Origin of the sequence: Streptomyces sp. SCL15-4, assembly GCF_033366695.1 — a bacterium.
Classification (GTDB): domain Bacteria; phylum Actinomycetota; class Actinomycetes; order Streptomycetales; family Streptomycetaceae; genus Streptomyces.
In genome coordinates, this window is sequence record NZ_JAOBTQ010000001.1 from 7,826,180 (window position 1) to 7,852,508 (window position 26,329).

A 26,329-nucleotide genomic window follows, 5' to 3' on the forward strand; every position below is an offset into this window, starting at 1 on the left:
TCCTCGATGGAAGCGGGGCAGGGTCGCCGGATCCCGTGTCCGGGCGGGCGTCGGCGACCTTTCTGGATCGAGCGATACGGATTCCGGGTATGAAAAAGTCAGTCGAGGGTGGCCAGCGCGACCTCCACAAGGGGCTCGAGGGCGGAGACGTCCGGCGTGATCTTCGAGGAGACCAGCAGTCCGTTGAGGAAGGTGACGAGGAAGGCGGCGAGGGTGTGCGGGTCGTGCCGTTCCGCGATCTCGCCCCGCTCCCTCGCGACCCGCAGCACTTCGGCGAGCGCTTCGCGGCTGGCGTCCTGCATGTCGCGCACGGTGCGCCGGGTCGCCGCGTCCTCCGGCAGGCGCTCGCAGGCGGCATTGACCGCCAGACAGCCCCGGCCGTCGCCTTCCGCGGCGATCCGGATCCGCTCGACCAGCATCGTGCGGATCGCCGACCGGGCGTCCGCCCCTTCCTCCAGGTCGCGCAGGGCGGCCGCCGCGAGGGTGGTGCGGTAGTGCTCCAGCGCCGCCCGGTACAGGCCGTCCTTGTCGCCGAACGCGGCGTACAGGGACCCCTGCCCGATTCCCAGGTGCCCGGTCAGGTCGCGTACCGAGGTGGCCTCGTAGCCGCGCGTCCAGAACAGCTCCATCGCGCGGCTCACCGCCGCCTCGGTGTCGAACTCCCGGGTCCTTGCCATGAGTCCACCGTAACCGATCTGGATCGAACGCTCAAGAAACGAGGCCGAGGACCGTTCCGGCTCCCGGCGCGCGCGGGCACCTCGGCGAACGTCCCGTACGCCTCGGCCTGGCATCGCTGACGAGTGGAACCGCCTCGGGCCCGTCGGCAAAGCGGGTGTGATCGTGATCGGTGGCGTGGCCGCCGCGGCGGTCGCAGGTCCCCTGGCCTCTTCGAACCCCCGCGCGGCTGCGGACGGCGCGGTCGAGGAAGAGGGCGACTACCCACCCACCCGCTGGTGGACCAACCACGCCGGCGGCTACTGCGTGTGCGGTCACCGGGGGTGCGGCAAGAAGGTGAACCCGGCCGTCTTCGGTCACGACTGCTGCGGCCGCTGCCGGACCGGCCGGGACTGTCTGAGCGCCGCCCAACGCGACCGCGACGGTACCGGCGGCTTCGCGTCTTCGATTGGGCGAGGCGTTCGCCGCTCACGATCGCCCTCCTGTTCCATGGAAGCTCTCTCGTGTTGGTTATAGGTCGTAACCGAAGCGGTGGCGATGGTCAATAGCTTTCGTGATAGCTTCTAACCGACGGTTGCCGGGACAGGGAAGAGAGACGGCCGTGAGCAAGCCGGATGCGAGCACCACTCCCAGGGAGCGCTACCGCGCCCAGGTGCGGGAGGAGATCAAGAGGCACGCCTGGGAGCAGATCGCGACCGCCGGGGCGTCCGCGCTCTCGCTCAACGCCATCGCCAAGCGGATGGGCATGAGCGGACCGGCGCTGTACCGCTACTTCGCCGGCCGCGACGAGCTGATCAACGCGCTCATCACGGACGCCTACCGCAGCCTGGCCGACACCTTCCGCGCCCGCGCCGAGGCCGGCACCGACCTGCGCGACCTCGCGCAGGCGCTGCGCGAGTGGGCCCTGGCCGACCCGCAGCGCTACTTCCTCGTCTACGGCACCCCCGTGCCCGGCTACCGGGCCCCCGACGACACCACCCGGATCGTCTCCGAGGTCATGGCCGTCATCCTCGACGCCTGCACCGCCGAGAACCTCCCCGACGTGCCGCCGTCGCCGCTGGAGGCACATCTGGACGAACACCGTGCCTGGGCCGGAGAGCATCCGGCCCCACCGCAGGCCCTGCGCCGCGCCCTCGCCTTCTGGACCCGCCTGCACGGCGCCCTGTCCCTCGAACTCGCGGGCCACTTCACCGGCATGCGCTTCGACCCGGCCCGGCTCTACGACGCCGAGGCGGACTCCGTCGCGGACCGCTGACGGGGCCGGACCGCCGGGGCGGATGCGGCAGATCGCCGCGTCCCGGCCGGACGGACCGGGCGACCGGCATTCCGCCGTCGTACCGCACGGTCCCGTCGGCCACCGGCTCCGGCGCATGCGGCGAGGCCGGCGCCTCCACGGCCGCGCCGCGCGTGACACGATGGGCGCATGAGTGATGAACGCCGCCTGCTCGCGGAGAAGACGCCCTTCCCCGACGGCCTCGACGAGCGACTGCGCGCCCAACTCACCTTCCTCGTGGAGGTGGACCAGCTCAAGACCATCCTCCGGCAGTCTCCTCTGGCCGCCGCGGACCGCCGTGAGAACGACGCCGAGCACTCGTGGCACCTGGCGATGATGGTGGTGATCCTCGCCGAACACTCCGACGAGCCCATCGACATCGGGCACACGGTCCAGCTCGTCCTGCTGCACGATCTGGTGGAGATCTACGCCGGCGACACTCCGCTCTACGACAGTGCCGCCGGTGTCGATCAGCACGAGCGGGAAGTGGCCGCGGCCGAGGAGCTGTTCGGCCTGCTGCCGGACGACCAGGCGCGGCGGATGCGCTCGCTGTGGGACGAGTTCGAGGAACGCCGCACGCCGGAGGCCAAGTTCGCCAAGGCGATGGACCGGTTGCAGCCTCTGTTGCTCAACTGGATGGCCCGCGGCGGCACGTGGCGCACTCCGGGCGTCACGGCGGACGATGTCCGCGCCCGTAAGGCCGTGATCGCGGAGGCGTCCTCCTCGCTGTGGACGGCCGGGCGGCGCCTCATCGACGAGGGAGAGGCGCGCGGCTGGTCGAGGAGCGCCGCGCCCCGGCCCTGACCGTGGCCGGACCGCCGGTCCGGCCGGCGGTCAGCGGGAGGCGCTCAGACCGGTGACGAGGAGATCGACCAGGCGGCGCGCGTCGTAGCGGTCGTCGCTCTCCGCCCCGGCGCAGAGGTTCCCGACGCCGCGCATGAGGGTGTAGGCCTCGACGTCGGAGTGGATCTCACCGGCCGCGGCCGCGGCGTCGAGCAGCTCCGTGCAGACCGGCAGCAGGCGGTCCAGGAAGTAGGCGTGCAGGGTGTCGAAGCCGGCGTTGTCCGACCGCAGTACGCCGGCGAGCCCGTGCTTGGTGACCAGGAAGTCGACGAACAGGCCGATCCACTGCCGTAGCGCGGCGTAAGGCGTCGCGCTCGACGCCAGCAGTGCCGGACCGGCCTCCGCGCAGGCGTCGACCTGGTGCCGGTAGACGGCGACGATGAGATCCGCCCGGGTCGGGAAGTGGCGGTAGATGGTGCCGACGCCGACACCCGCCTTGGCCGCGATGTCCCGCACCGGCGCCTCCACGCCCGCCGTGACGAAGACCGCGGCGGCCGCGTCCAGCAGGGTCTCCTTGTTGCGCCGGGCGTCCTTCCGCCGGGACGGGCCCGTGTGCCCGGCACCCTCGCCGCTGTCGTTCACGGCGCCGCTCCTTCCGTTCACCACTTGCAGAAACGGAACAGTGTTCCGTATCGTTCTTTCCGGAACGATGTTCCGCTTGTCCATGATGGCAGAGCGGACGCCCGGCGACCAAGCCTGCCCTCACCCACCCATGCCCCGGCTGTCCGAGCCGTCCACGACTCGCCGCCGGCATGCTCGCTCTTCCTTCCGATCAAGGAGACACGCTCATGCAGTACCGCACCTTGGGCCGTACCGGAGTACAGGTCGGCACGCTCGCGCTCGGCGCGATGAACTTCGGCAGGATCGGGCGCACCCCACAGGACGAGGCCACCGCCATCGTCGACGCCGCCCTGGCCGCGGGGATCAACCTCATCGACACCGCGGACATGTACGGCGACGGCGAGTCGGAGGAGATGGTCGGCAAGGCCATCGCCGGCCGCCGCGACGACATCGTGCTGGCCACGAAGGCGGCCCTGCCGATGGGCGACGACCCCAACCACCGGGGCGGTTCGCGTCGCTGGCTGGTCACCGCCCTCGACAACAGCCTGCGCCGCCTCGGCGTCGACCACGTCGACCTCTACCAGATCCACCGGTGGGACCCGGCCACCAGCGACCAGGAGACGCTGTCGGCCCTGACCGACCTGCAACGCGCCGGAAAGATCCGCTACTTCGGCTCCTCCACCTTCCCCGCCTACCGGATCGTCCAAGCGCAGTGGGCCGCCCGCGAACACCACCTGGGCCGCTACGTCACCGAGCAGCCCAGCTACTCGATCCTGCAGCGCGGAATCGAGGCCCACGTCCTGCCCGTGGCCGAGGAGTACGGCCTTGGCGTGCTCGCCTGGAGCCCGTTGGCCTCCGGCTGGCTGTCGGGCGCGGTCCGCCGGGGCCGGGACGTCACCACCCACCGCGCGACGGTCCTGCCGGAGCGCTTCGACACCGCCGTTGCCGCGAACCAGGCCAGGCTGGACGCCGTGGAGCGACTGGCCCGGATCGCCGACGAGGCGGGCCTGACGATGATCCAGCTCGCGCTGGGCTTCGTCACCGCGCACCCGGGCGTGACCAGCGCCCTCATCGGCCCCCGCACGCTCGACCACCTGCACGCGCAGCTCGCCGCCGCCGACACCGTGCTCTCCGCCGACGTGCTCGACGCCGTGGACGCCGTCGTCGCCCCCGGCACCGACCTCGCCCCCCAGGAGAAGTTCGACACCCCGCCCGCGCTGCTCGATCCGTCACTGCGGCGCCGCCGCTGACCCGAGCACCGGTGCTTCAGCCGGCCTGCCCGTGAGAGGTGAAGAAGCCGACGAGGCTGTGCGGGGCGTCGGCGTCGAGACACAGGGCGTGGATGCGGGACGCCTCGGCGGCAGCGGCGGCGCTGCGCGGGAAGAGGGCCTCCTCGTACGAGGCGAGCGCGGCCTCGATGTCGTACGGGTGCGCGGCCAGGGCCTTGCCGAGTTCGGCGCCGTCGTACATGGCCAGGTTGGCTCCCTCGCCGGACGGACACATCAGGTGGGCGGCGTCGCCGAGCAGCGTCACGCCGGGTACGCGCTTCCAACTGTGCTCGATGGGAAGGGTGTTGACGGTGCGAGGGATCGGTGCGGTCTCGCCGTCGGTGATCAGGGAGGTGAGTTCCGGGGCCCAGTCGTGGAACTCCGCGGCGACGCGGGCGGTGGCCCCGGCGGCGTCGCCGAAGTCGATGGTGTCCAGCCACTCCCGTGGCTTGGTGAGCGTCACGTAGGTGTGCAGGACGCCGTCCGGTTCGCGGTGGGCGGAGATCCCCTTGCCGGGAGCGAGCGCGAAGAGCGAACCGTCGCCGACGGCCCGGGCGGCGGCCGGATGGCGGGAGTCGCTCTCGAAGAGGAAGGTCTCGATCAAGCAGGTGCCGGCGTACTCGGGTTCGGCGTCGGACAGCAGCGGACGCACCCGCGACCATGCCCCGTCCGCGCCCACCAGCAGGCTGGTCGACACGGTCGTCCCGTCCGCGAACATCACCTCGTGCCGGCCGTTCCCGAGGGGCCGGACGCCACTCGCCTTGCGTCCCCACCGGACCGTGCCGGCGGGCAGCGAGTCGAGCAGGAGCCGTCGCAGGGCGCCGCGGGGCACCTCCGGCCGGCCGCCGGTACCGTCGTCCGGCTCGTCCAGCAGGACCCTTCCGTCCTTGTCGAGGACCCGGGACGCTTCGGCCCCCTTGTGGATGATGCCGAGGAACTCCTGGTGGAGCCCGGCCGCCTTCAGCGCGAGCTGCCCGTCGTGCTCGTGGATGTCGAGCAGGCCGCCCTGGGTGCGGGCCGTCGGCGAGGTCTCGGCTTCGTAGACCGTCGCCGGGATGCCGTGGACGTGCAGGACACGGGCGAGCGTCAGTCCGCCGAGCCCCGCGCCGATGATCGTGACCGGAGTGGCCATGGTGGTCCTTTCTGATCGCGGGCCGCCGGGACGTGCAACCCAGGAGGAGCACGCCCGGCAGGAGACTGGAACGCCGTTCCAGCCTCGCCCTCAGGCTGGAACGGCGTTCCAGTCCTTGTCAAGCTGGAATGGCGTTCCAGACCGTTTAGGATCGACGGCATGGCCACCAGGAAGCGTCGTCCGGAGCGACGGCAGGAACCACTCTCCCGGGAGCGCATCGTCACCGCGGCCGTCGAACTCCTCGACACCGTCGGCGAAGGCGGGCTCACGTTCCGCGCCCTGTCCGAGCGTTTGGAGACGGGTCCGGGGGCGATCTACTGGCACGTCACCGGCAAGACCGAACTGCTCGTCGCCGCGACCGACGCCGTCGTGGCCACGATCGTCGCCGGCGACGACACCGGCGCGACGCCGCAGGAGGCGATCCGTGCCCTGGCGCTCGGGGTGTTCGACGCGATCGACGCCCACCCATGGCTGGGCACGCTGCTGGCCCGGCTTCCCCGCACGCCCGGGCGGTCGCCGATGCTGCCGGTCTTCGAACGCATCGGTCGCCAGGTGCGCGCGCTTCACGTACCCGAGGCCGCCCGGTTCACCGCGGCGTCCGCGCTGATGGCCTACATCCTCGGAGTGGCGGGCCAGAACGCCGCCAACACCCGGGCGGCGCGGCCGGACACCGACCGGACCGCGTTCCTCGACGCCACGGCGACCGCGTGGACGGAGCTGGACCCCGACCGGTATTCGTTCACCCGCGAAGTGGCCGGGCAACTGCGCGAGCACGACGACCGCGAGGAGTTCCTCGCCGGTATCGACCTCATCCTCGCGGGCATCACCGCCGGCGGGACCGGGAGCCGGCAACGGCCCTGAGCTACGGGCACGCCGGACGATCGGCACCCCGTGACCGTGGACGACCACGCCGACACACCCGTACCCGCCGCCGGCGAACGGTGGACGGTCGGGGCCGTCGTCGTCGACCAGGACGGCCGCGCCTTCGCCCGGGAAGGCGGTCCCGGCCGACGGCTTTGCATCGACGCCGGGACATCAAGAGGAGACCGGCCGGCGCCTGCGCCGCGTCCGACGCCTGCTCGGCATCTCCACGTGGACCGGCGGCGACGGCGAGGTTCCGCGCCACGAGGCCGGCTCCCTCGCCGAGGTCCACGGCGACCCGGCCCACCCCGCTGTGGAGTGGTTCCGGACACACCGCCTGCCACCGGTTCGGCCCCGGTGACCTCCCGGAAGCATCCGGGCAGCGTTCGGGCGCACGCCGAGGTGCGGTCCTCGGTGCCGGGTCATGGGTAATCCGGTCGCGCATGGTGACCGGTCCCCGGCAGACTGAGGCCGTGGAGCGCTTGGATGAGATCGCGCATCGGCTGGCCGGTGTCGAAGGGGTCGTCGGCGTGTGCCTCGGGGGCAGCCGGGCGAGAGGCACGCACGACCCCGGCTCCGACTTCGACCTGGGCCTGTACTACCGGCCGCCGCTCGACACCGCCGCCCTGCGGAAGCTCGCCGCCGAGCTGACCGGCGAGGCGGTGGAGGTGACCGAGCCGGGCGGCTGGGGACCGTGGGTGGACGGTGGTGCCTGGCTGGTTGTCGACGGCCACCGGGTCGACTGGATCTACCGCGACCTGGACCGGGTGCACCGCGCCTGGAAGCAGTGCCGCGCCGGGCGGTTCGAGATCGGCACCCAGCCCGGCCATCCCCTGGGCGTCTACTCCCACGCCTACGTCGGCGAACTGGCCCTGGGACGTATCCTCGCCGACGCAGGCGGTGAACTGCGCACGCTCCAGGAGCAGACGCGTCACTATCCCGAGCCGCTGCGCGAGGCGCTCATCGGCAACGCGCGTTGGGAGGCGCCGTTCATCCTGGCCGCCGCCCGCAAGGGAGCGGCCCGCGGTGACGCCTTCTTCGTCGCCGGCTGCCTCTTCCGCGCGGTCGGGCTTCTCGTGCACGCCCTCCACGCCCACGCCCGGTGCTGGGTCCTCAACGAAAAGGGCGCGGTGCGGGCCGCGGGAGAACTGCCCAACGCCCCGGCCGACTTCGCCGCCCGGGCCCATGCGCTGTTCGCCGCTCTCGGCACGACCCCGGAAACGCTCACCGCCACACTCGACGCCGCCGACACCCTGACCGCCGAGGTGTGCGGCGAGCCGGCGCGGTGACCAGGACCCGCTGGGCTCAGGCGCGGACACGGCACGTGCCCCGGCGGGCCGGCTGGTCCCGGTGAACGGAGCGGGCGATGGAGACCGGCGGCGTTGAGTCGGCGGAGCAGGGCCCCCTCTTGGTGTGGTGCCGGGCGCGCGGGGCGCCGTAGCGCTGTGTGAGGCGTCCCTGGTGCCGTCGCGGTCGGCGAGTGCGGTCAGGTCGCCGGGCGGTTCTACGGCGGCGGGTACGGCCGTCCGCAGTCGGGCCACCGTACGGCCGGACTCGACGGGCAGGACGTCTGCGTGGGCGAGGCGGCGCAGGCCGGCGACGGTGCGAAGGCCGTCGTCGAGGAGCAGCGGACCAGGGGCGGGGTGTGCGGCAAGCGCCTGTTCCCGGCCGCGACATCGGAGCGCGCCTGTGCGATGGAGGGCGGACACTCCTCGGGAGTGTCCGCGCCGTCAGGCCATCTCGACGTAGCGGTGGACCCGGTCGAGGCGCAGGGCCGCCAAGTCCCGCTGGCGGATCACCCAGTGGGCCACGCCGGAGTCCAGTTCCGTGACGTCGTCGCCGCACCTCCAGGTGGCCAGGAGAGCCCAGTCGCCCTCGGTCCCACCGCCGTACCCGGCCGTACCACCCTCCTCGGAGCCGCCGCCCTCCTCCGGATCGCGGGCGTTGTGGACGGGGTCGTTCTGGGGCGAGACCGGGTGGCCGCCGATCTGAAAGGCCCAGGCAGGCCGGTAACCGCCCACATGGGCCCAGGCGTCGCTGAGTTCGTCGGCGAGTTCGAACTGCTCCTCGTCAGGGAAGTCGCCCCATCTGTCCAGAGCGAAGCTCTCCGGCATCTGGGCGCTCAACTGCCGCCACGATGTGCGGAGTTCCCGGAGCCGGTACGGCTTGCGCCGGCTGTCGGCGAGAGGGGCCGGGGCGGTCGGGGTGCCGGCGGGGACGTACAGGACCGCGTCGGGCACCTGTCCCTCGATGCCGTGCACATCGGGGCCGGCGAAGAAGAGAAGGCGGCCGTCGGAGGGGAGCGGGAGGTTGGTGGCTCCCTGGGGGAGGGCGGCGAGGTCGACGGAGGCCACGAAGGGTTCGGACGGCTTCGGCGCGCCGTACGGCAGCATGGGGTCGCCGCCGATCCGGGCCACGACAGGACCGTCACCGCCCTCGGCCAGGTACACCGCCGGCCGGGCGACACGGATCCATTCCTCCAGCTCCTCCGCCGGAAGGCCCCGGGATGCCGCCTCGGCCCGGAAGCGGTCCGGTATGTCCACGCTCTCGTCGGTCACCGGGTCACCCTAACGGGCGCCGGCAGACGTGAACCAGCCTGCCAGGAAGAGGGGTTGTGGCCGTCTACGGTTCACCGCCCGCAGGCGGGCGGGCGGCACAGGGGACGCGCCGCCCGCCCGCGCAGCGCGCCGACGGCCCTCGGACCCCGGCCCCGGCGAAGGCCCGCGGCCGATCCGCCGGCGACCGCCGGACGCGGTGCGGTCACAGCAGGTGGCGGATCCCGTAGCCGAGCAGACCGGCGACCGTCGCACCGGTGCCGTAGGCGAGGCCGCGGACGAAGTGTGCGGCGGCGGTGCGGCGTTGCCCGCGGGTCCATGCGCCGTACCGGCGGAACCGGGACGGCCGGTCGCCCGGCGGTACGGGAGTGGTGGTCATGGTGCGGGTCCTTCCACGGGTGCGGTGAAGGGAGCCCTTCCGGGGGTGCCTCCCGGGCGGACTCCCTTCAGGGACGGGGGTCAGTGGCTGGTGAGTTCTCGCAGGCGGTCGGCGAGCCGGCGGTCGGGACGGCACAACAGGCCGCCGTCGTCGTGCAGATCGGCCAGCCGGTCCACCTCCGCCTTCAGGCCGCCGATGGGGACGGCCCGTTCCGCACCGGTGAGAGCACCGTGACCGGCGAAGTGCTCCCACACCTCGATCAGCCTCACCAGTTGCTCGGCGTCCAGGTCCGCGCCGCCGCCGGGACCGGCCAGGATCGCGCCGACCTGCTCCCACCAGTGATCCGCCTCTCCCAGTTCCCCGCTCATGAGGTGCTGGAGATACAGGCAGTAGGCCGCCACGCCGTGCCCCGCACCCGCGGCGAACTGCCACCAGAACCGGGCGCTCTCCGGGTGGTCGGCGAGATGGAGGGAGCAGGCGAAGACATGGATGCCGACGATGTCGAGGTCGTCGGTCCACCCTTCGAAGGTGGTGCCGGGAGCGTCGATGATGTCGGTGAGGTCCTTCATGTGCGCCGCCGCGTCGGCCTCGGTGACACCCCGCACGGTGACGGCCTCCAACTGCCGCCGGGCCGCCGTGCTCTCCGGCCGCTCCACGGCCGAGGGCGGAAGGTATCCGGCGTCTTGGGCCAGGCGGCGCAGGCCGGAGGCCACGTCGAAGGGGCGGCGCGGCTCGCACGTGGAGGCACCGGCCAGGCGGTCTTCCCATGTGTTCACGCGGTGTCCTCCCGTTGGGACTTCAGGATCCTGTGGTAGATCGGGGCGAGCCGCTCCCGGGCCTTGCGGCAGTGGTAGTCGACGGTGCTCTGGGTGACGCCCATGTACCAGCTGATGCGCTTGGTGTCGTGGCCGCCGATGTACCGCAGGACCATGACGTCGAACTGGCGCGGAGGAAGAGAACCGAGCGCCGCGTACAGGCCGCTGCCGCTGTCCAGGGCCGCCATCTGCTCGCGGAGAGACAGCAGCTCTTCGGATATGACGGTGCGCCGCACGATCGCCCAGATCTCCTGCTGGAGGTCCTCGCTCTCCTCGCTGAGCCGGTCCCAGTGGCGCAGGATCTCCAGGAAGGCGCGGTGGATGGCCCGTTCGGCCGCGTCGTTCGTGCCCAGCGCGGCCAGGGCGAAGTCGTGGAACGCCTCCTGGTGCAGGATGTAGAGCGCCTCGAACTCCACGGGCAGCGGGAGAGGGGCTTCGGCCACGGGGATCCGGCCGTCGTCCTCGCCGACTTCTTCGGTCATCGGTCCTCTTCGTTGAGGGTTCCAGGGGCCGACGCGGGGGTGCGCCGGCGTGAACTACTCAACCGGTCGAAAGCCCCGAACACGCATACGTCAGTGAACGATTTCTACGGTCAGAGACCACTCGGATGCCCACCGTGACGGACAACGCCCTGTGCGATGCGGCCTGATCAGGGATTTTGCATCACAGCGCGTGACATGGAACTGACAGACCGCTGTTCATATGTGATGAAGAGCACATGAGTTCGTTGTTTATCGCGTATCGGGTCGCAACACTAACGAGTGAAATGCCTCGAAAACTGCGCGCCTCAGGGGTTGAAGTGCTAGCGCGCCGCCCCGGCGTGGAGGAACTGGCAATGACGAAGGCCCCGGTCGTCGCCATGGCCGCCGCTGCCACGGCGCTGGGGACGGTGCTCGGCTCCCTCGCGCTTCGGCTGCGCGCAGGGCTGTGAGCAGTACGTCGAATCCGTGTCCACCTTCGGCATCCTGATGTACGTCACCGCGGCTCTCGTCGTGGTGACCTGGGTCCGCGACGGGCGTCCGCACTCCGGCTGACCCGGAACGGCGGCCGGCCGTCGTACAGGCGCGGGCCGGGAGGCGCCGGGCCCAAGTGTGGGCCGGGTTCGGCGGCCCGGCCGCACTCGTGGTGCGCCGTGAACCCTCCGTTGAGCCGCATGCCGACGCGCTCCGGCCGGCCGTGTACGGCCCCTGGATTCCCACGCCTCCCGGGCGTTGACACGGCGTCACACCCCTCTCATCATGGGAGCGCTCCCATAGGCGGGTTCCGGCCGCCCCGCCCCGCACGCGCACGCTCGCCCCGCACCCCGCTCCGTCCGCTCCTTTTCCTGTGTCACCGGCGCGGAACGCCCTGCTGCCGCGTCGGCGGCTCCGCCTGTCCGGCGGTACCGTCCGGCATCCTGCCGCGCCGCCGGACCCACGAGGGAGGACCCCCATGCCACCACTGCACAGACCCGGCCGTCCGGCCGGCGCCGGGGGCCCGCGCGCCCTCGCGCGCGCCGCGATCGTGCTGGCCGCCACCGCGGCCCTGCTGCCCCCGCTGGCCGGCGTCGCACCCGCCGCGCCCCAGGCGGCGGCCGCCTCGGACGTCGGGGTCCGCGTCAACACCCAGGCGGCGCTGGGCCGGCTGACCGACACCGCGCGCGGCGTCAACACCGCCATCTGGGACTCGCACATGAACGATCCCGAGGTCGCCGGCCTGATGAAGGCGGCCGACGTCGGGATGATGCGCTACCCCGGCGGCTCCTACGCGGACATCTACCACTGGGAGACGCACACGGCGCCCGGCGGCTACGTCGCTCCCGGCACCGGCTTCGACGCCTTCATGGGCACCGTCCGCGCCACCGGCGCGCAGCCGATCCTGATCGCCAACTACGGCTCGGGAACGCCCGAGGAGGCGGCGGGCTGGGTCCGGTACGCGAACGTCACCAAGAACTACGGCGCGAAGTACTGGGAGATCGGCAACGAGATCTACGGCAACGGCCATTACGGCAGCGGCTGGGAGCACGACGACCACGCGGACAAGAGCCCGCAGGAGTACGCCCGTCAGGTCCGCGCGTACGCCAAGGCCATGAAGGCCGTCGACCCGACGGTCAGGATCGGCGCGGTCCTCACCGCACCGGGCGAGTGGCCGGACGGCGTGGTCGGCGGGAGCGATCCCGGCGACTGGAACAACACCGTGCTCTCCCAGGTGACCGACGTGATCGACTTCGTCAGCGTCCACTGGTACGCGGGCGGGGCGGACACCACCGCCCAGGACGCCATGACCCGGCTGACCCGGCTGCCCGGCGAACTGCGGGAGGTGCGCGCCCAGCTCGACCGGTACGCGGGCGCGGACTCGCCGCGCATCGGCATCGCGCTCACCGAGATCAACACCAACACCGGCGGTGCCCGGCTCACCGCCCGTCCCAACGGCCTGTTCGCCGCCGACGCCTTCATGACGGCCCTGGAGAACGGGGTGTTCAACGTCGACTGGTGGGACACCCACAACGGCGCGGGCCAGATCACCACCGTCGACGGCGAGACGGACTACGGCGACATGGGGATGCTCTCCAGCGGCGCCTGCGCCGGTGACGTCTGCGAACCGGCGCCGAACACGCCGTTCCACCCGTACTACGGCATGAAGATGACCAGCGAACTGGGCACCGCGGGCGACACCATGGTCGCCGCCGAGTCCTCCGCGCAGGACGTCTCGGCCCACGCCGTACTGCGGCGCGACGGACGCCTGAGCGTCCTGCTCGTCAACAAGAACCCGGACGCCGCACGGACCGTGGACCTGGACTACGCGGGCTTCACGCCGTCCGCGTCCGCGCCCGAGGTCCACCGCTACGCGCGCGGCGACAGCGACGTCACCGAGGTGGCCGACGGAGCGGTGTCCGCCTCCCAGGTCACCGTGCCGCCGTACGCGCTGCTCACCGTCACGCTGGAACCGCGGGCCGGCACCGGGCCCGGGGCGTCGGCCGCCGGAACGCCGGGCACCCCGAGGCTGGACGCGGTGACCGACACCACCGCGCGCCTGTCCTGGACGGGCGCGACGGGCGCCGCCCGCTATGTGGTCCAGGAACGCGACGGCACGCACACCCGCCTGGTCGGCGAGACCACCGGCACCTCCGTGACCCTGCGCAACCTGCCCCCGGGCAGCACCCACACGGTCAACGTGCTGGCGTCCGACGCCTCCGGACGGCTCTCCGGCCCGTCCTCGCCGCTGACCTTCACCACCGGCACTCCGGCGGACGCCGCCTGCGCGGTGACCTATCACCGCGACACCGGCTGGGGCAACGGCTTCGTCGCCACGATCACCGTCCGCAACCTCTCGGACACCCCGATCACCGGCTGGACCGTGGACTGGGACTGGCCGACCGGTGGCCAGTCGGTGTCCTCCGGCTGGAACGCCACCTTCCAGCAGACCGGCGCGCATGTGCGGGTGACCGCTCCCGAGGGCGCCGGACCGCTGGCCCCGGACGGCGCGTCGACCGTGTCCTTCGGGTTCGTCGGCGCCAACGACGGCCCCAACCCGGACCCGACGGTCTTCCGCCTCAACGGAGCGGTCTGCTCCGGCGGTTGACGCCCGGGCCCGCTCGGGACGGGGGCGCGGGACGACCTCCTCCCGGGCGGGCCGGCGCGGGGTTCGCGGCGGCGCCGGACGGCCGTCGTCCACGCCGTGTACCCGGGTGAAGGGACGACGGATACGAGGGGCCCTCCGGTCATCGTGAACGCCGCCGCGCCGCCCACCGACCTTCTCCTCGACCACGCGCACCGCTCCGACCGGCACCGGCACGGGGGAACCAGCCGTGCCGGACGACGACGCGATCCCCAAGTCCTGCTCGGCGGCACGCTCGAGAGACGGGACCCGTTCATGACCGCCGAGCAGACCCCCGCCACCACCACCGGCACCCGGCCCACCGGCCGCGGCGCCGACAGCGCGCGGCCCGTGTGGATCTGGCTCGCCCTCGGCGCGGCCCTCACCCTGTGGCGTCCGCGTTCGTCGGGATCAAGGCGGTCCTGCACGACTTCAGCCCGGGCCCGTTGGTACTGCTGCGGTTCTGCGTCGCCTCGGTCGGCGTCGTCGCCATCTGGGTCGTCACCGCTCGCCGGCGCTTGAGGCTCCCGGCACTCCGCGACCTGCCGCTGCTCCTGCTGTGCGCCCTGCTGGTGATCGTCGTCTACAACCTCGGCGTCGGCTACGGCGAGTCGACCCTCAGCCCGGGAACGGCCAGCTTCATCATCGGCCAGGCTCCCGTGTTCACACCGTCCTGGCCGCCTTCCTGCTGCGCGAGAAGGTGGCGGTGCTCGGCTGGGTGGGCATCGGCCTCGGAGCCGGCGGCACGGTGGCGATGCTCTTCGCCGACCAGGCCGGGCCGCGGATCAATGCCGGCGCGTTCCACGTCCTCGCGTCGGCGCTCGCCGAGAGTCTCTACTTCGTGCTGTCCAAACCGCTGCTCGGGCGGTACACCTCGACGGAGTTCAACGCCTTCGTGACGGTGCTGGGCACGCTGATGACGCTCCCTTACCTGGGGCGGCTCGGTCACGAGGTGGACGCGGCTTCCGCCGGGAGCATCGCCGTGGTCGTCTACCTGGGGCTGTTCCCCGCGGCCGTCCATCGGCGCGGCCCTCGTGAACAGCCGACGCGCCCGGTGAACCCTCACGGGAGGAGACCGCGACGGCGGGCCCCGCGGTCGAAGCGCGGAGCCCGCCGTCGCGGTCCGGCGGGTCAGGTGCCGACCGTCTCCGTCAGCCGGGTGACGGCCTCGGGCCACGGGGTGGGCACGGCGACCAGGGCGCGCAGGGAACGGGTCTGGCGCGGGGGCAGGCCGAGTGCCAAGATGCCGGTGGCCCGCTCGCCGGTGCCGTACAGGGCGGCCAGCCGCAGCGGGTCCTTGCCCAGGACGCGGACCTCGATCCGGTCGGCTCCGGCCGGTACACCGTGGGCCTGGAGCTTCATGTCGTACTGGTCGGACCAGAAGTACGGCACCGGCGTGAACGGGCGCCGCTCGCCGAAGCGTTCCGGATCCAGTTCGGACAGGAGGTTGCGGGCGGCCGCGAGACCCTGCTCACCGGCGTTCATACGGTGCTCGATCCGCACCTCCCGCCCCAGCACGGGGTGGTACCAGCGGGCGACGTCACCGGCGCCGTAGAGCCCGGGGGCCGCGGCGCAGTACTCGTCGCAGCGCAGTCCGTCCGACAGGTCCAGGCCCGCCGCCTCGGCGCCGGGGCCGCGCAGCCAGTCGACGGCCGGGACGGAGCCGACGGCCAGCAGGACGTCGTCGGCCTCGACCACGGTGCCGTCGGCGAGCACGGCACCGGTCGCCCGGCCCGCCTCCCGGCGGATACCGGTGACCGCCTGTCCCGTGCGCAGGGTGACGCCGTGGGCGCGGTGGACGTCGGCGAGGAGCCGGCCGACCTCCGGGCCCAGCACCCGCCCCATCACCGTGTCCTCGGTGCCGATGAGCGTGACGTCGTGGCCGAGCGCACGCGCCACGGCGGCGGCCTCGGCGCCGAGCACGCCGCTGCCGACCACGGCCAGCCGCCGGCCGGAGACGGCGAGGCGCTCGCGCAGGGCGAGCGCGTCGTCCAGGGTGCGCAGGACGTGCAGTCCCTCGGCCGTGTCGCCGCCGGGCAGGGTGCGCGGCACCACGCCGGTGGCGACGATGACACCGGCGCAGCGCAGCACGGTCCGCCCGGCGTCGTCGAGGGTGAGAGCGCGGTGCGCGGGATCGTAGGCGACGGCGCGGGTGCCCAGCCTGAGGTCCAGGCCGAGCGCCGCGAGCTGGTCGGCGTCGCGCAGCGCGGTGCGTTCCGGCTCCCAGGTGCCGGACAGGACTTGTTTGGACAGCGGAGGGCGGTCGTAGGGCGGGTGGGGTTCGTCGCCGACGAGGGATATCTCCCCGTCCCAGCCCAGGCGGCGCAGGCCCTCGGCCGCGGCCAGCCCGGCCGCCGCAGCGCCGACGACGGCGATCCGCGGGCGGGAGGCCTGCGGGGCGCTCATTCGCGCACCTGGATGGCCGCGGCGGGGCAGATGGTGGCGGCCTCGCGCACGGCGGCGTGCAGGCCGGCGTCCGGAGCGGCGTTCAGCAGGACGACGATGCCGTCCTCGTCACGCTGGTCGAAGACGTCGGGGGCGACCAGTACGCACTGGCCGGCGCCGCAGCACTTCGCCTCGTCGATGGTGATCTGCATCAGGTTTCCTTCGGTGAGTGGTGGTGGACGGGGATGCGGAGGTCACCAGGTGACCGGCAGGGCATGGCAGCCGTAGATGACCATGTCGGTGCGGAAGGGGATCTCCTCGACCGGTACGGCGGGACGCATGCCGGGGAAGCGGCGCAGCAGGGTGCTGATCACCACCTGGAGCTCGGCGCGGGCCAGTGCCTGGCCGAGGCACTGGTGGATGCCGTAGCCGAAGGCGACGTGGTGCTGGGCGTTCGGCCGGGTGATGTCGAGCCGTCCGGCGTCGGGGAAGGTGTCCTCGTCGCGGTTGGCGGAGGGTACGGCGACGATGACGCCCTCGCCGCGGCGGATGAGCTGCCCGCCGACCTCGACGTCCGCCAGGGCCGCGCGGCGGGGGCCGTTGCGGATGATGCTGTGGAAACGCAGCAGTTCCTCCACGGCGCCGCGGATCAGGGAGGGGTCCTCGCGCAGCCGGCCGGCGGTCTCCTGGTCGAGCATCAGGGACAGGGCGCTCAGGCCGATCATGTTGGCGGTCGTCTCGTGGCCGGCGACCAGCAGCAGCACGGCGAACGCCACGAGGTCCTCGTGGGTCAGCTCGTCCCGTGCGTACTGCTCGGTGACGAGCCGGCTGATGATGTCGTCGCCCGGGTCGGCCTTCTTGGCGCCGACCAACTGGTCGATGTAGGCGAGGAGTTCGTTGCGGGCGGGTTCGCGCTGCTCTTCGGTGAGGTCACGGGAGAGCAGGGTACCGGTCAGCCGCTGGAAGGTGTCGTGGTCCTCGTAGGGCACGCCCAGCAGCAGGCTGATGGCGAGCGAGGGCAGCGGCAGTGCCAGGGCCTGGACCAGGTCGACGGGGCGCTCGGAACGGTCGGTCCGCTCCATCGCGTCGCACAGTTCGTCGGTGAGGCGTTGCAGGATCGGGCGCAGCGCCTCCACCCGCTTGACCATGAAGTCCCGGGTGACCATGCGGCGCAGCCGGGTGTGTTCCGGCGGGTCCATGCGGATGAAGCCCCGCGTGGCGCCGGGGCGCGGGCTGCCGCCGGTCATCCCGCTGACCGGGTACCCGGCGGCGGAGGTGTCGGAGCTGAAGCGCACGTCGCCGAGGATCGCCCGGACGTCCGTGTACCGCGTGGCGAGCCATGCCCAGCCGCCGTCGTCCAGCGCGACCTTGGACAGGGGCTCTTCCAGGCGCAGTCGCGCGAGGCCCTCGGGCGGATCGAAGGGGCAGCCGGACGGCGGCCGGGAAGGCAGCGGCGGCAGCGGTGCGGTGGTGGTCATGCCACTCCTTGTGGGAGAAGACCTTCAACTAACAGTCGTTAGCTTACGACCGTTTCCTTAGGGCATGGCGCGACCGGGGCGGCAGGAGGGGTGAAGGAAATCGGGTGATGTGATGGAGAGGTGACGTGTCGTCAGGGCGAGGCGGCCGAGGAGGACCCGGGACGGGTCAGCGTTCCAGCAGCAGGCCGAGCAGCTCGTCGACGAAGCGGTCCAGCCGGGCGGTGTCCTTGCGGCGCGGCATGACCTGCCAGAGCGTGACCCGGCCGTGCAGCGCGCACCACAGCAGGTACGGGGCTTCCGCGCGGGTGCCCCGGACCTGCCAGCCGGCCTCCTCGCAGTGGGTGAGTGCCTGGCTCAGCCCGCGCAGGAGCAGGCCCGCCGGGTGGCCGTGCAGCCGGTCCTCGTCCACCGGGGTCTGCCAGATCTCGCACATCAGGCGGTACTTGGCCGGGTTGGCGACCGCGAAACGGCAGTACGCGCGCAGCTGGTGCCGCAGCCGCTCCAGCGGGGCGTCGGCGGGCGCGGAGGCGTCGGCCTCGGCCATCAGCGCGGCCAGCCGTTCGTAGTGCTCCGCCAGTACGGCCCACACCAGTTCGGTCTTGTCGGCGAAGTGCCGGTAGATGCTCGGGGTGGCGATGCCGACCTCCCGGGCCACCGCGCGCAGGGAGAGGGCGTCCTCGCTGCCCACCTGCTCCAGCAGCCCGCCGGCGGCCCGCAGGATCTCCTCACGCAGCCGCTCGCCCTGCCCGCGCGGGTTGCGCACCCGCGCCGTCCGCTCCGGAGCGGCCCCGGCGGAGCCCTCCCCGTCCCGCTTCGTCCCGTCCACCGCCGCCCACCTCCTTCTCGTCCGAGCGTCCGCGCCGCCGCGGGCGGTGGACCATTCTCGCCGATCACCGCAGGGCAGCCGCCCCGAACCGTACACGACACCGGCCGCCGCATCGGCGCACACGGGCGGCCGTAGGCGGCGCACCGGACCGCTGGGCGTGCCGAGCCGATGGCGTTGCGATACCGGGGCGGCTCGGTCTCGCCGACGAGGGCTGCGACCGGGTCCGCCGGTGTCCGGGACCGGCCGGCCGGCGATCGGGCGACGTACGGTGTCCGCGAAGCCCGGGCCGGGTTGCCCGGCTGGAACCCGCCGGTCAGCACGTCCAGGCCGGCACCGGACGTCGATGCCCGCCCAGGTGATGCCGTCCGGCGCTCGGCGCATCCGACGGACCGGAGCCGGGGCCGCTGGACACGGGCGGCGGCCCCGGATGCCGTCACGGCATCCGGACCCTTCGCCCGGACACGCTCTTCCGGGAGGAACAGCCCGGCTCACCCGGGCCTTGGGCGGACGGCGCCGGCGCTGCCACGGGAGCGCCCGGCAGGCGCGACGCTCCCGCCCCCGGGCATGCCGGAGATCCGTGCCGCCCCTCGGGGCGGTGGGCCCGCCGGACGGGAGGGAGCGGCACGGATCGTTCACCTGTCGGTTTCGTCGGTTTCCTTCAGGGCCCCGGGGGTCACACCGTCGCGGTGTGACCGGTGATGGGGCAGGTGGCGGCGGCCGCGGCCGCGCCGAACGCGGCGGTCTTGGCGGTGGGCGCCGTTCCGCCGACCTGCTGGAGGATCTCGTCCGACAGCAGGTCTTCCCTGCCCTTGAGGGCGTCGGCGACCTTGAGGTCGGTGTTGAAGACCATCTCGGCCGCGACGTTGTCCTGGACGATGCGCGCGAGGTTGTCCAGGGCCACGGCGATCGGGTCCGAGGGGTTCTCCACGGTGGGCAGGTCGATCAGGTGGGTGTTCACCTTCGCCTGGTTCATGGTGCGGCGGATGATGATGGACGCCTGGTTCAGTTCGGACGTCGTCCAGATGGACAGCACCGTGACGTACAGGTCGCTCCACGCCGCCTCACCGATCAGCGTGCGCCACCGCTTCATCAGGCTCTCGATGCCGGTGATCTGCGCCGTGGCGGCGAAGGTCATGTTGACGCGGATCGACGGGTAGACGGTCGCGGCGAACCGGTTGTACGCGACCATGTCGAACGACTGCGCCTTGACGATGGTGTCGATGAACTTGACGGCCTCCGACAGGATCTTGGTGCAGGAGTTCTCCAGATCCAGCGGGAGATTCGCGGTGGGCAGCTTGGTGAACGCCGAATTCAGCGTGGTCCGGAAGCTGTTCAGCGGAGTGATCCAGCCCTTGTCGCCCGGGGTCTTGAACGCGACCATGTCCAGGTCGTGCGGGTCGATGCGGTCCGCGTTGGGGATGTTCGGCACCTGGTCGCTGAGGTAGGCGGCGATCACCGAGTAGATGCCCAGCGGAACGTGGGCGATGGACTTGGCCAGTTCGAAGTACTCCGGAACCGGGTCGACGGTCTCGACCTGCACTCCGTTGTTGATCAGGGTGAAGCGTCCGCCGACGGCGTTGTTCTGGACGACGACGACCGGGCTGAGGTGCTTGATCAGCTCGGCCTTGAGGGACGCGTAGTTGGCGCGCATCCCGGCGTTGACATTGCGTATCGCGTCCCGTGCCGCCTTCTCGTCGGTCGCTGCCGGTGCGGCCGACGCGCTGGTGGCTGTCTGTGTCTGGGTGAGGAAGGTGGCTGCCCCTGCTGCCGAAACGGTACCCAGAAATCCTCTACGAGTTGCCATGCCCCGTCTTTCCGTGGTCAGTGTCGATGTTCCGTGGGGTGGGGGGGAAAGGCGTGGGGGGAGTTCAAGGTGGGGGGCGCGGGGGGAAGTGGAGCGTGGGGGTCAGGCGTGGGGGGAAGTCCAGGGGTGGGGGAGTGCTGGGGGTGGGGGATGAGCGTGGGCCGAGCGGTCCGGCGTGCGGTCCGGTCCGCCGGCGCCGGGTGCGCCGGTGGGCCGGACCGCGTCCGCCGGACTCAGGTCAGCGACTTCTGCGACGGCACCACGACGCCGTAGAGGTCCTGGACCGTGGCGAGCGCGGACTCGTGGAGCTGCCGCGCGGGAATGCCGTCCGGGTTGCCCTTCAGCGGCAGCGGCCGGGTGGCCGAGGCGTCGGCGACCACGGTCGGCTGGTACCCGTTGAGGAAGGCGCCCTGCGTGGTGAACAGGACACACATGTTGGTCATGAACCCGGCGACGATCACCTTCTTCTTGCCGGTCTTCTTGACCTTCTCGGCGAGATCGGTGTGGTGGAAGCCGTTGGGCACGCTCTTCACGACGACCGGCTCGCCCTTGGCGGGCTTGAGCGCCGGGATGATCTGACCGGCCTTCGACTTCAGGTCGTAGCCCTTGTCGACGATGTGGATGACCGGTGTGCCCGCCGCACGGGCCCGCTTCAGCAGGGCCTGCGCGCTGTTCACCGCGGGCTGCCACCCGTCGAGTTCCATCACGCCGTCGGTGTACGTGTTCTGGTAGTCGACGAGGATGAGCGCCGCGTCGGACAGCGTGGCCGGGGTCTCGTCGAAGCCGTTGAGCTGCCTCAGCGTCTTCGTGTCCTCGGCGACGTTCGTCCGGGCGGCGGACGCCGACGCCGACGGCTTGTCCTTGGTGGTGGCGGCCTCGGAATCCCCGCCGCAGGCCGTGACGGTGGCCGCGAGCAGGGCGATGGCGCCGAGCGCGACGGCGGTACGCGGAGACTTCATCAGCCGAGGTCCTCCTGGCTCTCTACGACGACCCCGTACAGGTCGGCGATGGTGGCGAGGGCGCTGAGGTGCACCTGGCGGGCGTCGACCTCCGTGCCGGCGACGGGCAGCGCGCGGGTGGCGGTGGCGTCGGCCACGACCGTGGGCCGGTTGCCGCGCAGGAAGGCACCCTGAGCGGTGAACGCCACGCACATGTGGGTCATGAATCCGGCGATCACGAGGTCGGTCCTGCCCGCCTCGTCCACGAGGTCACCCAGGTTCGTGCCGTGGAAGGCGTTGGGGGCCTGCTTGACGACCACGGCCTCGCCGTCGGCCGGCGCGACGCTCGGGTGGATCCCGCCGATCTCGGCGCGGATGTCGTACGGCGTGCCCTCGCCGCCGTCGTTGACGACGTGGATGACCTTGGCGCCCTCGCGGCGGGCGCGCTCCAGCAAGCGGGCGGCGGCGTCGAGGGCGGGCTGCCAGCCGTCCAGCTCCATGACGCCGGTCGTGTAGGTGTTCTGATAGTCGATCAGAACCACGGTCGAGTCGGCGAGCTTCGCGGGCGTCTCGTCGAAGCCGTTGAGCTGACGCAGCGTCGTTCTGGGCATGGAGTACCACCTGAGGAAAGGGAGTTGAGGAAGTGCGTTCGGTGCGATGACCTGCACCTAAGACGCTACGGCCCGCCCCATGCGTCGGCAATGTCATCTAGCATGCAGAAACCGACATCACCGTCGCCGGCCAGGGGGAGGCTCGTGCACACCGTGGAACGACTCATCGCCATCGTCCTTTTCGAAGGCGTCGACCTGCTCGACGTCACCGGACCACCGGAGGTCTTCTCCCTCGCCCGGCGCGAGACGGAGGAGGCGGCGGGCTACCACGTGGTCCTCGCCGCCGAGACCATGGCGCCCACCGTCACCGCCGCCGGGGTCCGTGTCCTGCCCGACATCACCTTCGACGAGCTGACCACACGGAGCATCGACACGCTCATGGTGCCGGGCGCGGTCGAGGTCGACGGCCATCGCCGGGTGCACGCGCTCGTCGACCCGGACGTGGTGCGGCGCGTCGCACAGCTCGCCCCGCGGACGCGGCGGGTGACCTCGGTGTGCGTGGGAGCGCACATCCTCGCCGCCTGCGGGCTTCTGGACGGCAAGCGCGCCACCACCCACTGGTCGACCGCCCAGCAACTGGCCGCCGACCACCCCGCGATCGAGGTCGACTCCGATCCGATCTTCATCCGCGAGGGCAATGTCTGGACCGGCGCCGGCATCAGCGCCTGCCTGGACCTGTCGCTCGCGCTCATCGCCGACGACCTCGGTGAAGCCGTCGCGCTCCGCGTCGCCCGGCAACTCGTCATGTACCTGAAACGGCCCAGCGGGCAGAGCCAGTTCAGCGTGCCGCTGGAACAGGTCGCCGCGACCCGGCGCATCGAGGAACTCCGCCACCACATCCTGCGCCACATCGCCGAACCGCTCACCGTCGCGCACCTCGCCGAACACGCCCACGTCAGCGACCGGCAGCTCACCCGGATCTTCAAGAACGAGCTGGGCACGACACCGCACGCCTACATCGAATCCGTTCGCGTCGAACGGGCCCGCCACGAGCTGGAGACCACCGACGCCACCCTCGAACGCATAGCGACCACCTGCGGGTTCGGCACCGTGGACACTCTGGTGAGGGCGTTCCGCCGACGGATCGACACGACCCCCACCGAATACCGGCGCCGCTTCCGGACCAGCCCCGACTGAGCACCGTGGGCCCGTGGCGCGGGCCGCCGGGCGGCGGGCTCACTCGTCGGCGAGCGTCAGGTCCGGGACCCGCCAGGCCGCGATCAGGAAGGCGACCAGGGACACCGCGGCACCGGTGAGGAAGACGAGCCGCATCGAGGCGACGTACCCGTCCAGGAACGGCAGCGCCGCACCGCGGTCGAGCGCCCGCAGGAACGCCGAGTCCTCCAGGTCGACACCGCCGCCCGGACGCAGGACACCCGTGAGGGCGTGGGCGTTGTCCGGTTCGGCCAGCAGCCGGCGGTAGGCCGGGTCGCGGCGGGCCTCGGCCAGCCGCTCGGCGATGCGGCCGCCCGCCGTGGAGAACAGGACGGAGAGGAAGGCGGCGGTGCCCACCGTGCCGCCGTTGGAGCGGAAGAAGTTGACCGAGGCCGTCGCCGCGCCCATGTCCGTCCTGGGTACCTCGGACTGCGCGAGCGTGGTGAGCGTCTGCATCGACGCGCCGAGCCCCGCGCCCATCAGGGCCATGCCGAGGGCCGCCTGCCACAGCGGGCTGTCCACGCGCAGGGTCGCGAAGACGAGCATCGCGGCGGTGAACGAGCCGATTCCGGCGACGAGATGGACCTTGAAGCGGCCGGTGCGCGCGATCAGCCGGCCCACCAGCAGCGTCACGGCGAGGTTCGCGGCGACCGTGGGCAAAGTGGCGAGCCCCGCCGTCATCGGGCTCATGCCGCGGACGATCTGGAGGTAGAGCGGCAGGGTCGTCATCGCGCCGAACATGCCGATGCCGACGACGAAGTGCAGCCCGACACCCAGCCGGAAGGCGCGGATGCGGAACAGCCGCGGCGGCAGCAGTGCCGCCGCGCCCGTCCGGCGCTCCACCAGGACGAAGACGACGAGTCCCAGCGCGCCGACGGCATACATCAGCAGCGCCGGCGGCGAGCCCCACCCCCAGGTGCGGCCCTGCTCGGCGACGGTCAGCAGCGGCACGATACCGACGGCCAGGGCCAGTGCGCCGGGATAGTCGAGCCGGTGCCGCACCCGCTGGTGCGGGAACCGCAGGACACGGCCGATCGCCACGGCCGCCACGGCGGCGAGCGGCACGTTGAGCAGGAAGATCCAGCGCCAGCCGGCGATGCCCAGCAGCGCCTCCCGCTCCGCGAGGGCCCCGCCCGCCAGCGGGCCGACGATGCTGGCGCCGCCGAAAACGGCCATGAAGTAGCCCTGGTAGCGGCCCCGTTCGCGCGGCGTGGTGATGTCGGCGACGATCGTCATCGCCAGCGACATCAGCCCGCCGCCGCCGAGCCCCTGCACGGCCCGGAACACCGCCAGTTCGTAGATCGACGTGGCCCCCGCGCACAGCAGCGAACCGGCCGTGAACAGGCCGATCGCGGCCAGGTACACGGGCCGCCGGCCGTGGATGTCGGAGAGCTTGCCGTACAGCGGGGTCGCGATGGTCGCGGTGATGAGGTAGGCCGTGGTCGCCCATGCCTGGGCCGTCAGCCCGTGCAGGTCGTCGGCGATGGTGCGCAGCGCGGAGGCGACCACCGTCTGGTCCAGCGCCCCCAGGAACATGCCCAGCACCAGTGCGGACATGACCGTGGTGATCTGCCGGTGGCCGAGCCGCACGGGCGCGTCGCCGCCGGCGTCCTGCTGTCGGGTTTCGGAGGAGGTCACATGCCGTCCTAGGAAGTGGGTGCCGGGAAAGATGCCCGGGGCCGCGCCCGCGCCGCGGGCACGGTCCCCGGGTGCCGGAGCCGGAGAGCTACCCGGCGATGTTCTCCAGGTCGGCGACCGCCTGCCCGATGTCCGGCAGCGTCAGCATCGCCAGCTGCGCGGACCGGGCCCGCGCCCGGGGCGCGGGGTCGGCGAGCAGCGTCCGGCACAGGTCGGCGATGCCGTGCGCGTCGCGGTCGGTGAGGTGACCGCCGAGGCCCAGCTCCGTCACGCGCCGCGCGTTGGTGTACTGGTCCCCGAAGTGCGGCAGCACCGCCAGCGGTGTGCCGGTGCGCAGGGCTTCGCGGACGCTGTTGAAGCCACCGTGGGTGACGAACAGGTCCACCGACTCCAGCAGCAGCGGCTGCGGCACCCGCTCGGTGACGTGGACGTGCCCGGGCAGCCCCGCGGTGTCCACCGGGATACCGGACGTCGACACGACCACCGTGCAGTCCTCCAGCTCGGCCGCCGCCCGCAGGATCTCCTCCAGGCTCTCGGCGGCTTCCGGCATCTTCACCGGCAGCAGCGGGGTCCCGGCCGACTTCTGCTCGCGCAGCACCGGCAGCGCGGTGCCGATCGCCGCGTACACCAGGGGCCGGTCCGCGGGCAGTTCGGCGATCCACCCGGGCAGCACCCCGTACCGCTCGACGTCCACCGTCTGCCGGTACGACAACGACGGCGGCAGATGCAGCGAGAAGGAGAAGGCGGGCGGTACGTAGTCGACACGGCCGTGCGGTACGACGGACAGCGGATCGTCCCGCTCGGGCAGCCCCAGCTCCCGGCGCCGTTCGTTGAGCCGGGGCAGCACCTCGGCGGGGTCCAGGATGTTGGTGAACCCGGAGGGTGTCGGCAGCTGCGGCACCCCGAGCAGCTCGGCGGTGAGCACCGCGCCCATGTCCATGCCGTCCCGCAGGATCAGATCGGGGCGGAAGTCGAGGGCGAGGGGACGCAGGATGTCCAGGTGCGGCTTGACGCCCGGCCCGGCCAGGGCCCGCATCAGCAATCGGGACAGCGCCGGGGAGGACAAGGTCAGTTCACCGATGCCCTGGAGTTCGCCGAGGTCCGGGCCGAGCATGCCGACCGGGTCGAACTCCGGTAAGACCGCCTTCACTTCCACGTCGTCGTCGCGGAAGACGGGAGCGAGGGCATCGGTGGTGACCACCAGCACCTGGTGCCCCGCTTCGGCGAGGGCGCGCAGCAGCGGCAGTTGGGCACGCCCGTGCGAGGGACTGCCGAGCGTGGTGCAGAGGACGCGCATGGGGGGTGGGCCTTTCTCTCGTGGACTTTCGGCGATGGCACGCGAAGCGGCGGCCCGCGCGAACCCGGCCGCAGGAGCGGAGGGACCGGCACGGCCCGGTCGTACGAGGGAGGTGGACAGGAAGGGCCTGGTCGTACGGGCGGAGGATCCGGCACGCCCTGGTCGTACGGTCTGACGGACGGCAACGGCCGCGGTCCGCCCGGGCCCGGGCACGCGGACGGACGGCGGAGGACGCCGGTGTGCGTGGGACACCGGACAG

At 72.2% G+C, this 26,329-nt stretch carries 25 protein-coding genes and 1 pseudogene; 10 read left to right on the forward strand and 16 right to left on the reverse strand.

Features of this window, described 5'->3' with window-relative positions; all coding sequences use genetic code 11:
- Positions 1-98 precede the first annotated feature (98 nt).
- Positions 99-677 (reverse strand): helix-turn-helix domain-containing protein, encoded by a 579-nt coding sequence (locus SCK26_RS35375; RefSeq protein ID WP_318205462.1) that lies wholly within the window; start codon positions 675-677, stop codon positions 99-101.
- Positions 678-1,276: 599 nt separating this feature from the next.
- Between SCK26_RS35375 and SCK26_RS35380 the strand changes: the two genes are divergently transcribed.
- Together SCK26_RS35380 and SCK26_RS35385 are read left to right on the forward strand one after the other, a co-directional pair.
- Positions 1,277-1,930: a TetR/AcrR family transcriptional regulator gene (locus SCK26_RS35380; RefSeq protein WP_318205463.1), complete on the forward strand. Its 654-nt coding sequence runs from the start codon at positions 1,277-1,279 to the stop codon at positions 1,928-1,930.
- 168 nt (positions 1,931-2,098) lie between these two features.
- A complete protein-coding gene (locus SCK26_RS35385; RefSeq protein WP_318205464.1) occupies positions 2,099-2,752 on the forward strand; it encodes an HD domain-containing protein in 654 nt (217 codons plus the stop codon).
- A gap of 30 nt (positions 2,753-2,782) precedes the next feature.
- Here the strand turns inward: SCK26_RS35385 and SCK26_RS35390 are convergent, their stop codons facing one another.
- Entirely contained in the window at positions 2,783-3,373 is a 591-nt protein-coding gene (locus SCK26_RS35390) for a TetR/AcrR family transcriptional regulator (protein ID WP_318205465.1), read from the reverse strand.
- 206 nt (positions 3,374-3,579) lie between these two features.
- On the opposite strand from SCK26_RS35390, the gene SCK26_RS35395 reads away from it, so the two are divergent.
- Positions 3,580-4,602, forward strand: coding sequence for an aldo/keto reductase (locus SCK26_RS35395; RefSeq protein WP_318205466.1), 1,023 nt, complete (start codon positions 3,580-3,582; stop codon positions 4,600-4,602).
- A 16-nt stretch (positions 4,603-4,618) separates the two neighbouring features.
- Here the strand turns inward: SCK26_RS35395 and SCK26_RS35400 are convergent, their stop codons facing one another.
- Positions 4,619-5,752 (reverse strand): NAD(P)/FAD-dependent oxidoreductase, encoded by a 1,134-nt coding sequence (locus SCK26_RS35400; RefSeq protein ID WP_318205467.1) that lies wholly within the window; start codon positions 5,750-5,752, stop codon positions 4,619-4,621.
- A gap of 159 nt (positions 5,753-5,911) precedes the next feature.
- Here SCK26_RS35400 and SCK26_RS35405 point away from each other — a divergent pair, with 159 nt between their 5' ends.
- Together SCK26_RS35405 and SCK26_RS35410 are read left to right on the forward strand one after the other, a co-directional pair.
- Positions 5,912-6,613 carry a TetR/AcrR family transcriptional regulator gene (locus tag SCK26_RS35405; RefSeq protein ID WP_318205468.1) on the forward strand — a complete coding sequence of 234 codons (702 nt, stop codon included), beginning with the start codon at positions 5,912-5,914 and terminating at the stop codon, positions 6,611-6,613.
- Between the two features lie 443 nt (positions 6,614-7,056).
- Positions 7,057-7,902: a nucleotidyltransferase domain-containing protein gene (locus SCK26_RS35410; protein ID WP_412080812.1), complete on the forward strand. Its 846-nt coding sequence runs from the start codon at positions 7,057-7,059 to the stop codon at positions 7,900-7,902.
- Between the two features lie 441 nt (positions 7,903-8,343).
- Here the strand turns inward: SCK26_RS35410 and SCK26_RS35415 are convergent, their stop codons facing one another.
- The 4 genes from SCK26_RS35415 to SCK26_RS35430 all read right to left on the reverse strand — a co-directional run bounded on the left by SCK26_RS35415 (position 8,344) and on the right by SCK26_RS35430 (position 10,844).
- Positions 8,344-9,171, reverse strand: a complete 828-nt coding sequence (locus SCK26_RS35415; RefSeq protein WP_318205470.1) for a DUF1963 domain-containing protein — start codon at positions 9,169-9,171, stop codon at positions 8,344-8,346.
- A gap of 202 nt (positions 9,172-9,373) precedes the next feature.
- Positions 9,374-9,547, reverse strand: coding sequence for a hypothetical protein (locus SCK26_RS35420; RefSeq protein ID WP_318205471.1), 174 nt, complete (start codon positions 9,545-9,547; stop codon positions 9,374-9,376).
- 80 nt (positions 9,548-9,627) lie between these two features.
- Positions 9,628-10,323: a hypothetical protein gene (locus SCK26_RS35425; RefSeq protein ID WP_318205472.1), complete on the reverse strand. Its 696-nt coding sequence runs from the start codon at positions 10,321-10,323 to the stop codon at positions 9,628-9,630.
- Positions 10,320-10,844, reverse strand: a complete 525-nt coding sequence (locus tag SCK26_RS35430; protein WP_318205473.1) for an RNA polymerase sigma factor — start codon at positions 10,842-10,844, stop codon at positions 10,320-10,322. Before SCK26_RS35430 ends, SCK26_RS35425 begins: the two co-directional genes overlap by 4 nt.
- A gap of 486 nt (positions 10,845-11,330) precedes the next feature.
- Here SCK26_RS35430 and SCK26_RS35435 point away from each other — a divergent pair, with 486 nt between their 5' ends.
- The 4 genes and pseudogenes from SCK26_RS35435 to SCK26_RS38085 form a co-directional block, all read left to right on the forward strand.
- The gene (locus SCK26_RS35435; RefSeq protein WP_318206161.1) at positions 11,331-11,396 is read left to right on the forward strand and encodes an SCO3870 family protein; all 66 of its coding nucleotides are present in this window, start codon (positions 11,331-11,333) and stop codon (positions 11,394-11,396) included.
- 397 nt (positions 11,397-11,793) lie between these two features.
- Positions 11,794-13,923, forward strand: a complete 2,130-nt coding sequence (locus SCK26_RS35440) for a cellulose binding domain-containing protein (RefSeq protein ID WP_318205474.1) — start codon at positions 11,794-11,796, stop codon at positions 13,921-13,923.
- 404 nt (positions 13,924-14,327) lie between these two features.
- On the forward strand, positions 14,328-14,837 hold the full coding sequence (locus SCK26_RS38080) for an EamA family transporter (RefSeq protein ID WP_412080813.1): 510 nt from the start codon (positions 14,328-14,330) through the stop codon (positions 14,835-14,837).
- Positions 14,792-14,893: pseudogene (locus SCK26_RS38085) on the forward strand (hypothetical protein); the annotation flags it as partial. The gene SCK26_RS38080 and the pseudogene SCK26_RS38085, both read left to right, overlap by 46 nt.
- Positions 14,894-15,069: 176 nt before the next feature.
- Here the strand turns inward: SCK26_RS38085 and SCK26_RS35450 are convergent.
- The 7 genes from SCK26_RS35450 to SCK26_RS35480 all read right to left on the reverse strand — a co-directional run bounded on the left by SCK26_RS35450 (position 15,070) and on the right by SCK26_RS35480 (position 21,980).
- The gene (locus SCK26_RS35450; RefSeq protein ID WP_318205476.1) at positions 15,070-16,344 is read right to left on the reverse strand and encodes an NAD(P)/FAD-dependent oxidoreductase; all 1,275 of its coding nucleotides are present in this window, start codon (positions 16,342-16,344) and stop codon (positions 15,070-15,072) included.
- Positions 16,341-16,535, reverse strand: a complete 195-nt coding sequence (locus tag SCK26_RS35455) for a ferredoxin (protein ID WP_318205477.1) — start codon at positions 16,533-16,535, stop codon at positions 16,341-16,343. The genes SCK26_RS35450 and SCK26_RS35455 overlap by 4 nt, the downstream gene beginning before the upstream one ends.
- 42 nt (positions 16,536-16,577) lie before the next feature.
- The gene (locus SCK26_RS35460) at positions 16,578-17,801 is read right to left on the reverse strand and encodes a cytochrome P450 (RefSeq protein ID WP_318205478.1); all 1,224 of its coding nucleotides are present in this window, start codon (positions 17,799-17,801) and stop codon (positions 16,578-16,580) included.
- A gap of 166 nt (positions 17,802-17,967) precedes the next feature.
- Positions 17,968-18,627: a TetR/AcrR family transcriptional regulator gene (locus tag SCK26_RS35465; RefSeq protein WP_318205479.1), complete on the reverse strand. Its 660-nt coding sequence runs from the start codon at positions 18,625-18,627 to the stop codon at positions 17,968-17,970.
- A 673-nt stretch (positions 18,628-19,300) separates the two neighbouring features.
- Positions 19,301-20,431, reverse strand: coding sequence for a hypothetical protein (locus SCK26_RS35470; RefSeq protein ID WP_318205480.1), 1,131 nt, complete (start codon positions 20,429-20,431; stop codon positions 19,301-19,303).
- 233 nt (positions 20,432-20,664) lie between these two features.
- The gene (locus tag SCK26_RS35475) at positions 20,665-21,390 is read right to left on the reverse strand and encodes an isochorismatase family protein (RefSeq protein WP_318205481.1); all 726 of its coding nucleotides are present in this window, start codon (positions 21,388-21,390) and stop codon (positions 20,665-20,667) included.
- On the reverse strand, positions 21,390-21,980 hold the full coding sequence (locus tag SCK26_RS35480) for a cysteine hydrolase family protein (protein WP_318205482.1): 591 nt from the start codon (positions 21,978-21,980) through the stop codon (positions 21,390-21,392). The genes SCK26_RS35475 and SCK26_RS35480 overlap by 1 nt, the downstream gene beginning before the upstream one ends.
- 144 nt (positions 21,981-22,124) lie before the next feature.
- Between SCK26_RS35480 and SCK26_RS35485 the strand changes: the two genes are divergently transcribed.
- A complete protein-coding gene (locus tag SCK26_RS35485; protein WP_318205483.1) occupies positions 22,125-23,117 on the forward strand; it encodes a GlxA family transcriptional regulator in 993 nt (330 codons plus the stop codon).
- Between the two features lie 39 nt (positions 23,118-23,156).
- Here the strand turns inward: SCK26_RS35485 and SCK26_RS35490 are convergent, their stop codons facing one another.
- Together SCK26_RS35490 and SCK26_RS35495 are read right to left on the reverse strand one after the other, a co-directional pair.
- A complete protein-coding gene (locus SCK26_RS35490) occupies positions 23,157-24,773 on the reverse strand; it encodes an MDR family MFS transporter (protein WP_318205484.1) in 1,617 nt (538 codons plus the stop codon).
- Positions 24,774-24,861: 88 nt separating this feature from the next.
- Entirely contained in the window at positions 24,862-26,070 is a 1,209-nt protein-coding gene (locus tag SCK26_RS35495) for a glycosyltransferase (protein ID WP_318205485.1), read from the reverse strand.
- Between the last annotated feature and the right edge of the window lie 259 nt (positions 26,071-26,329).

Coding starts and splice junctions, on each gene's coding strand:
- SCK26_RS35375 (WP_318205462.1), bottom strand. CDS start 677: ATGGCAAGGACCCGGGAGTTCGACACCGAGGCGGCGGTGAGCCGCGCG.
- SCK26_RS35385 (WP_318205464.1), top strand. CDS start 2,099: ATGAGTGATGAACGCCGCCTGCTCGCGGAGAAGACGCCCTTCCCCGAC.
- SCK26_RS35395 (WP_318205466.1), top strand. CDS start 3,580: ATGCAGTACCGCACCTTGGGCCGTACCGGAGTACAGGTCGGCACGCTC.
- SCK26_RS35400 (WP_318205467.1), bottom strand. CDS start 5,752: ATGGCCACTCCGGTCACGATCATCGGCGCGGGGCTCGGCGGACTGACG.
- SCK26_RS35405 (WP_318205468.1), top strand. CDS start 5,912: ATGGCCACCAGGAAGCGTCGTCCGGAGCGACGGCAGGAACCACTCTCC.
- SCK26_RS35410 (WP_412080812.1), top strand. CDS start 7,057: ATGGTGACCGGTCCCCGGCAGACTGAGGCCGTGGAGCGCTTGGATGAG.
- SCK26_RS35420 (WP_318205471.1), bottom strand. CDS start 9,547: ATGACCACCACTCCCGTACCGCCGGGCGACCGGCCGTCCCGGTTCCGC.
- SCK26_RS35430 (WP_318205473.1), bottom strand. CDS start 10,844: ATGACCGAAGAAGTCGGCGAGGACGACGGCCGGATCCCCGTGGCCGAA.
- SCK26_RS35440 (WP_318205474.1), top strand. CDS start 11,794: ATGCCACCACTGCACAGACCCGGCCGTCCGGCCGGCGCCGGGGGCCCG.
- SCK26_RS35450 (WP_318205476.1), bottom strand. CDS start 16,344: ATGAGCGCCCCGCAGGCCTCCCGCCCGCGGATCGCCGTCGTCGGCGCT.
- SCK26_RS35455 (WP_318205477.1), bottom strand. CDS start 16,535: ATGCAGATCACCATCGACGAGGCGAAGTGCTGCGGCGCCGGCCAGTGC.
- SCK26_RS35460 (WP_318205478.1), bottom strand. CDS start 17,801: ATGACCACCACCGCACCGCTGCCGCCGCTGCCTTCCCGGCCGCCGTCC.
- SCK26_RS35470 (WP_318205480.1), bottom strand. CDS start 20,431: ATGGCAACTCGTAGAGGATTTCTGGGTACCGTTTCGGCAGCAGGGGCA.
- SCK26_RS35475 (WP_318205481.1), bottom strand. CDS start 21,390: ATGAAGTCTCCGCGTACCGCCGTCGCGCTCGGCGCCATCGCCCTGCTC.
- SCK26_RS35480 (WP_318205482.1), bottom strand. CDS start 21,980: ATGCCCAGAACGACGCTGCGTCAGCTCAACGGCTTCGACGAGACGCCC.
- SCK26_RS35495 (WP_318205485.1), bottom strand. CDS start 26,070: ATGCGCGTCCTCTGCACCACGCTCGGCAGTCCCTCGCACGGGCGTGCC.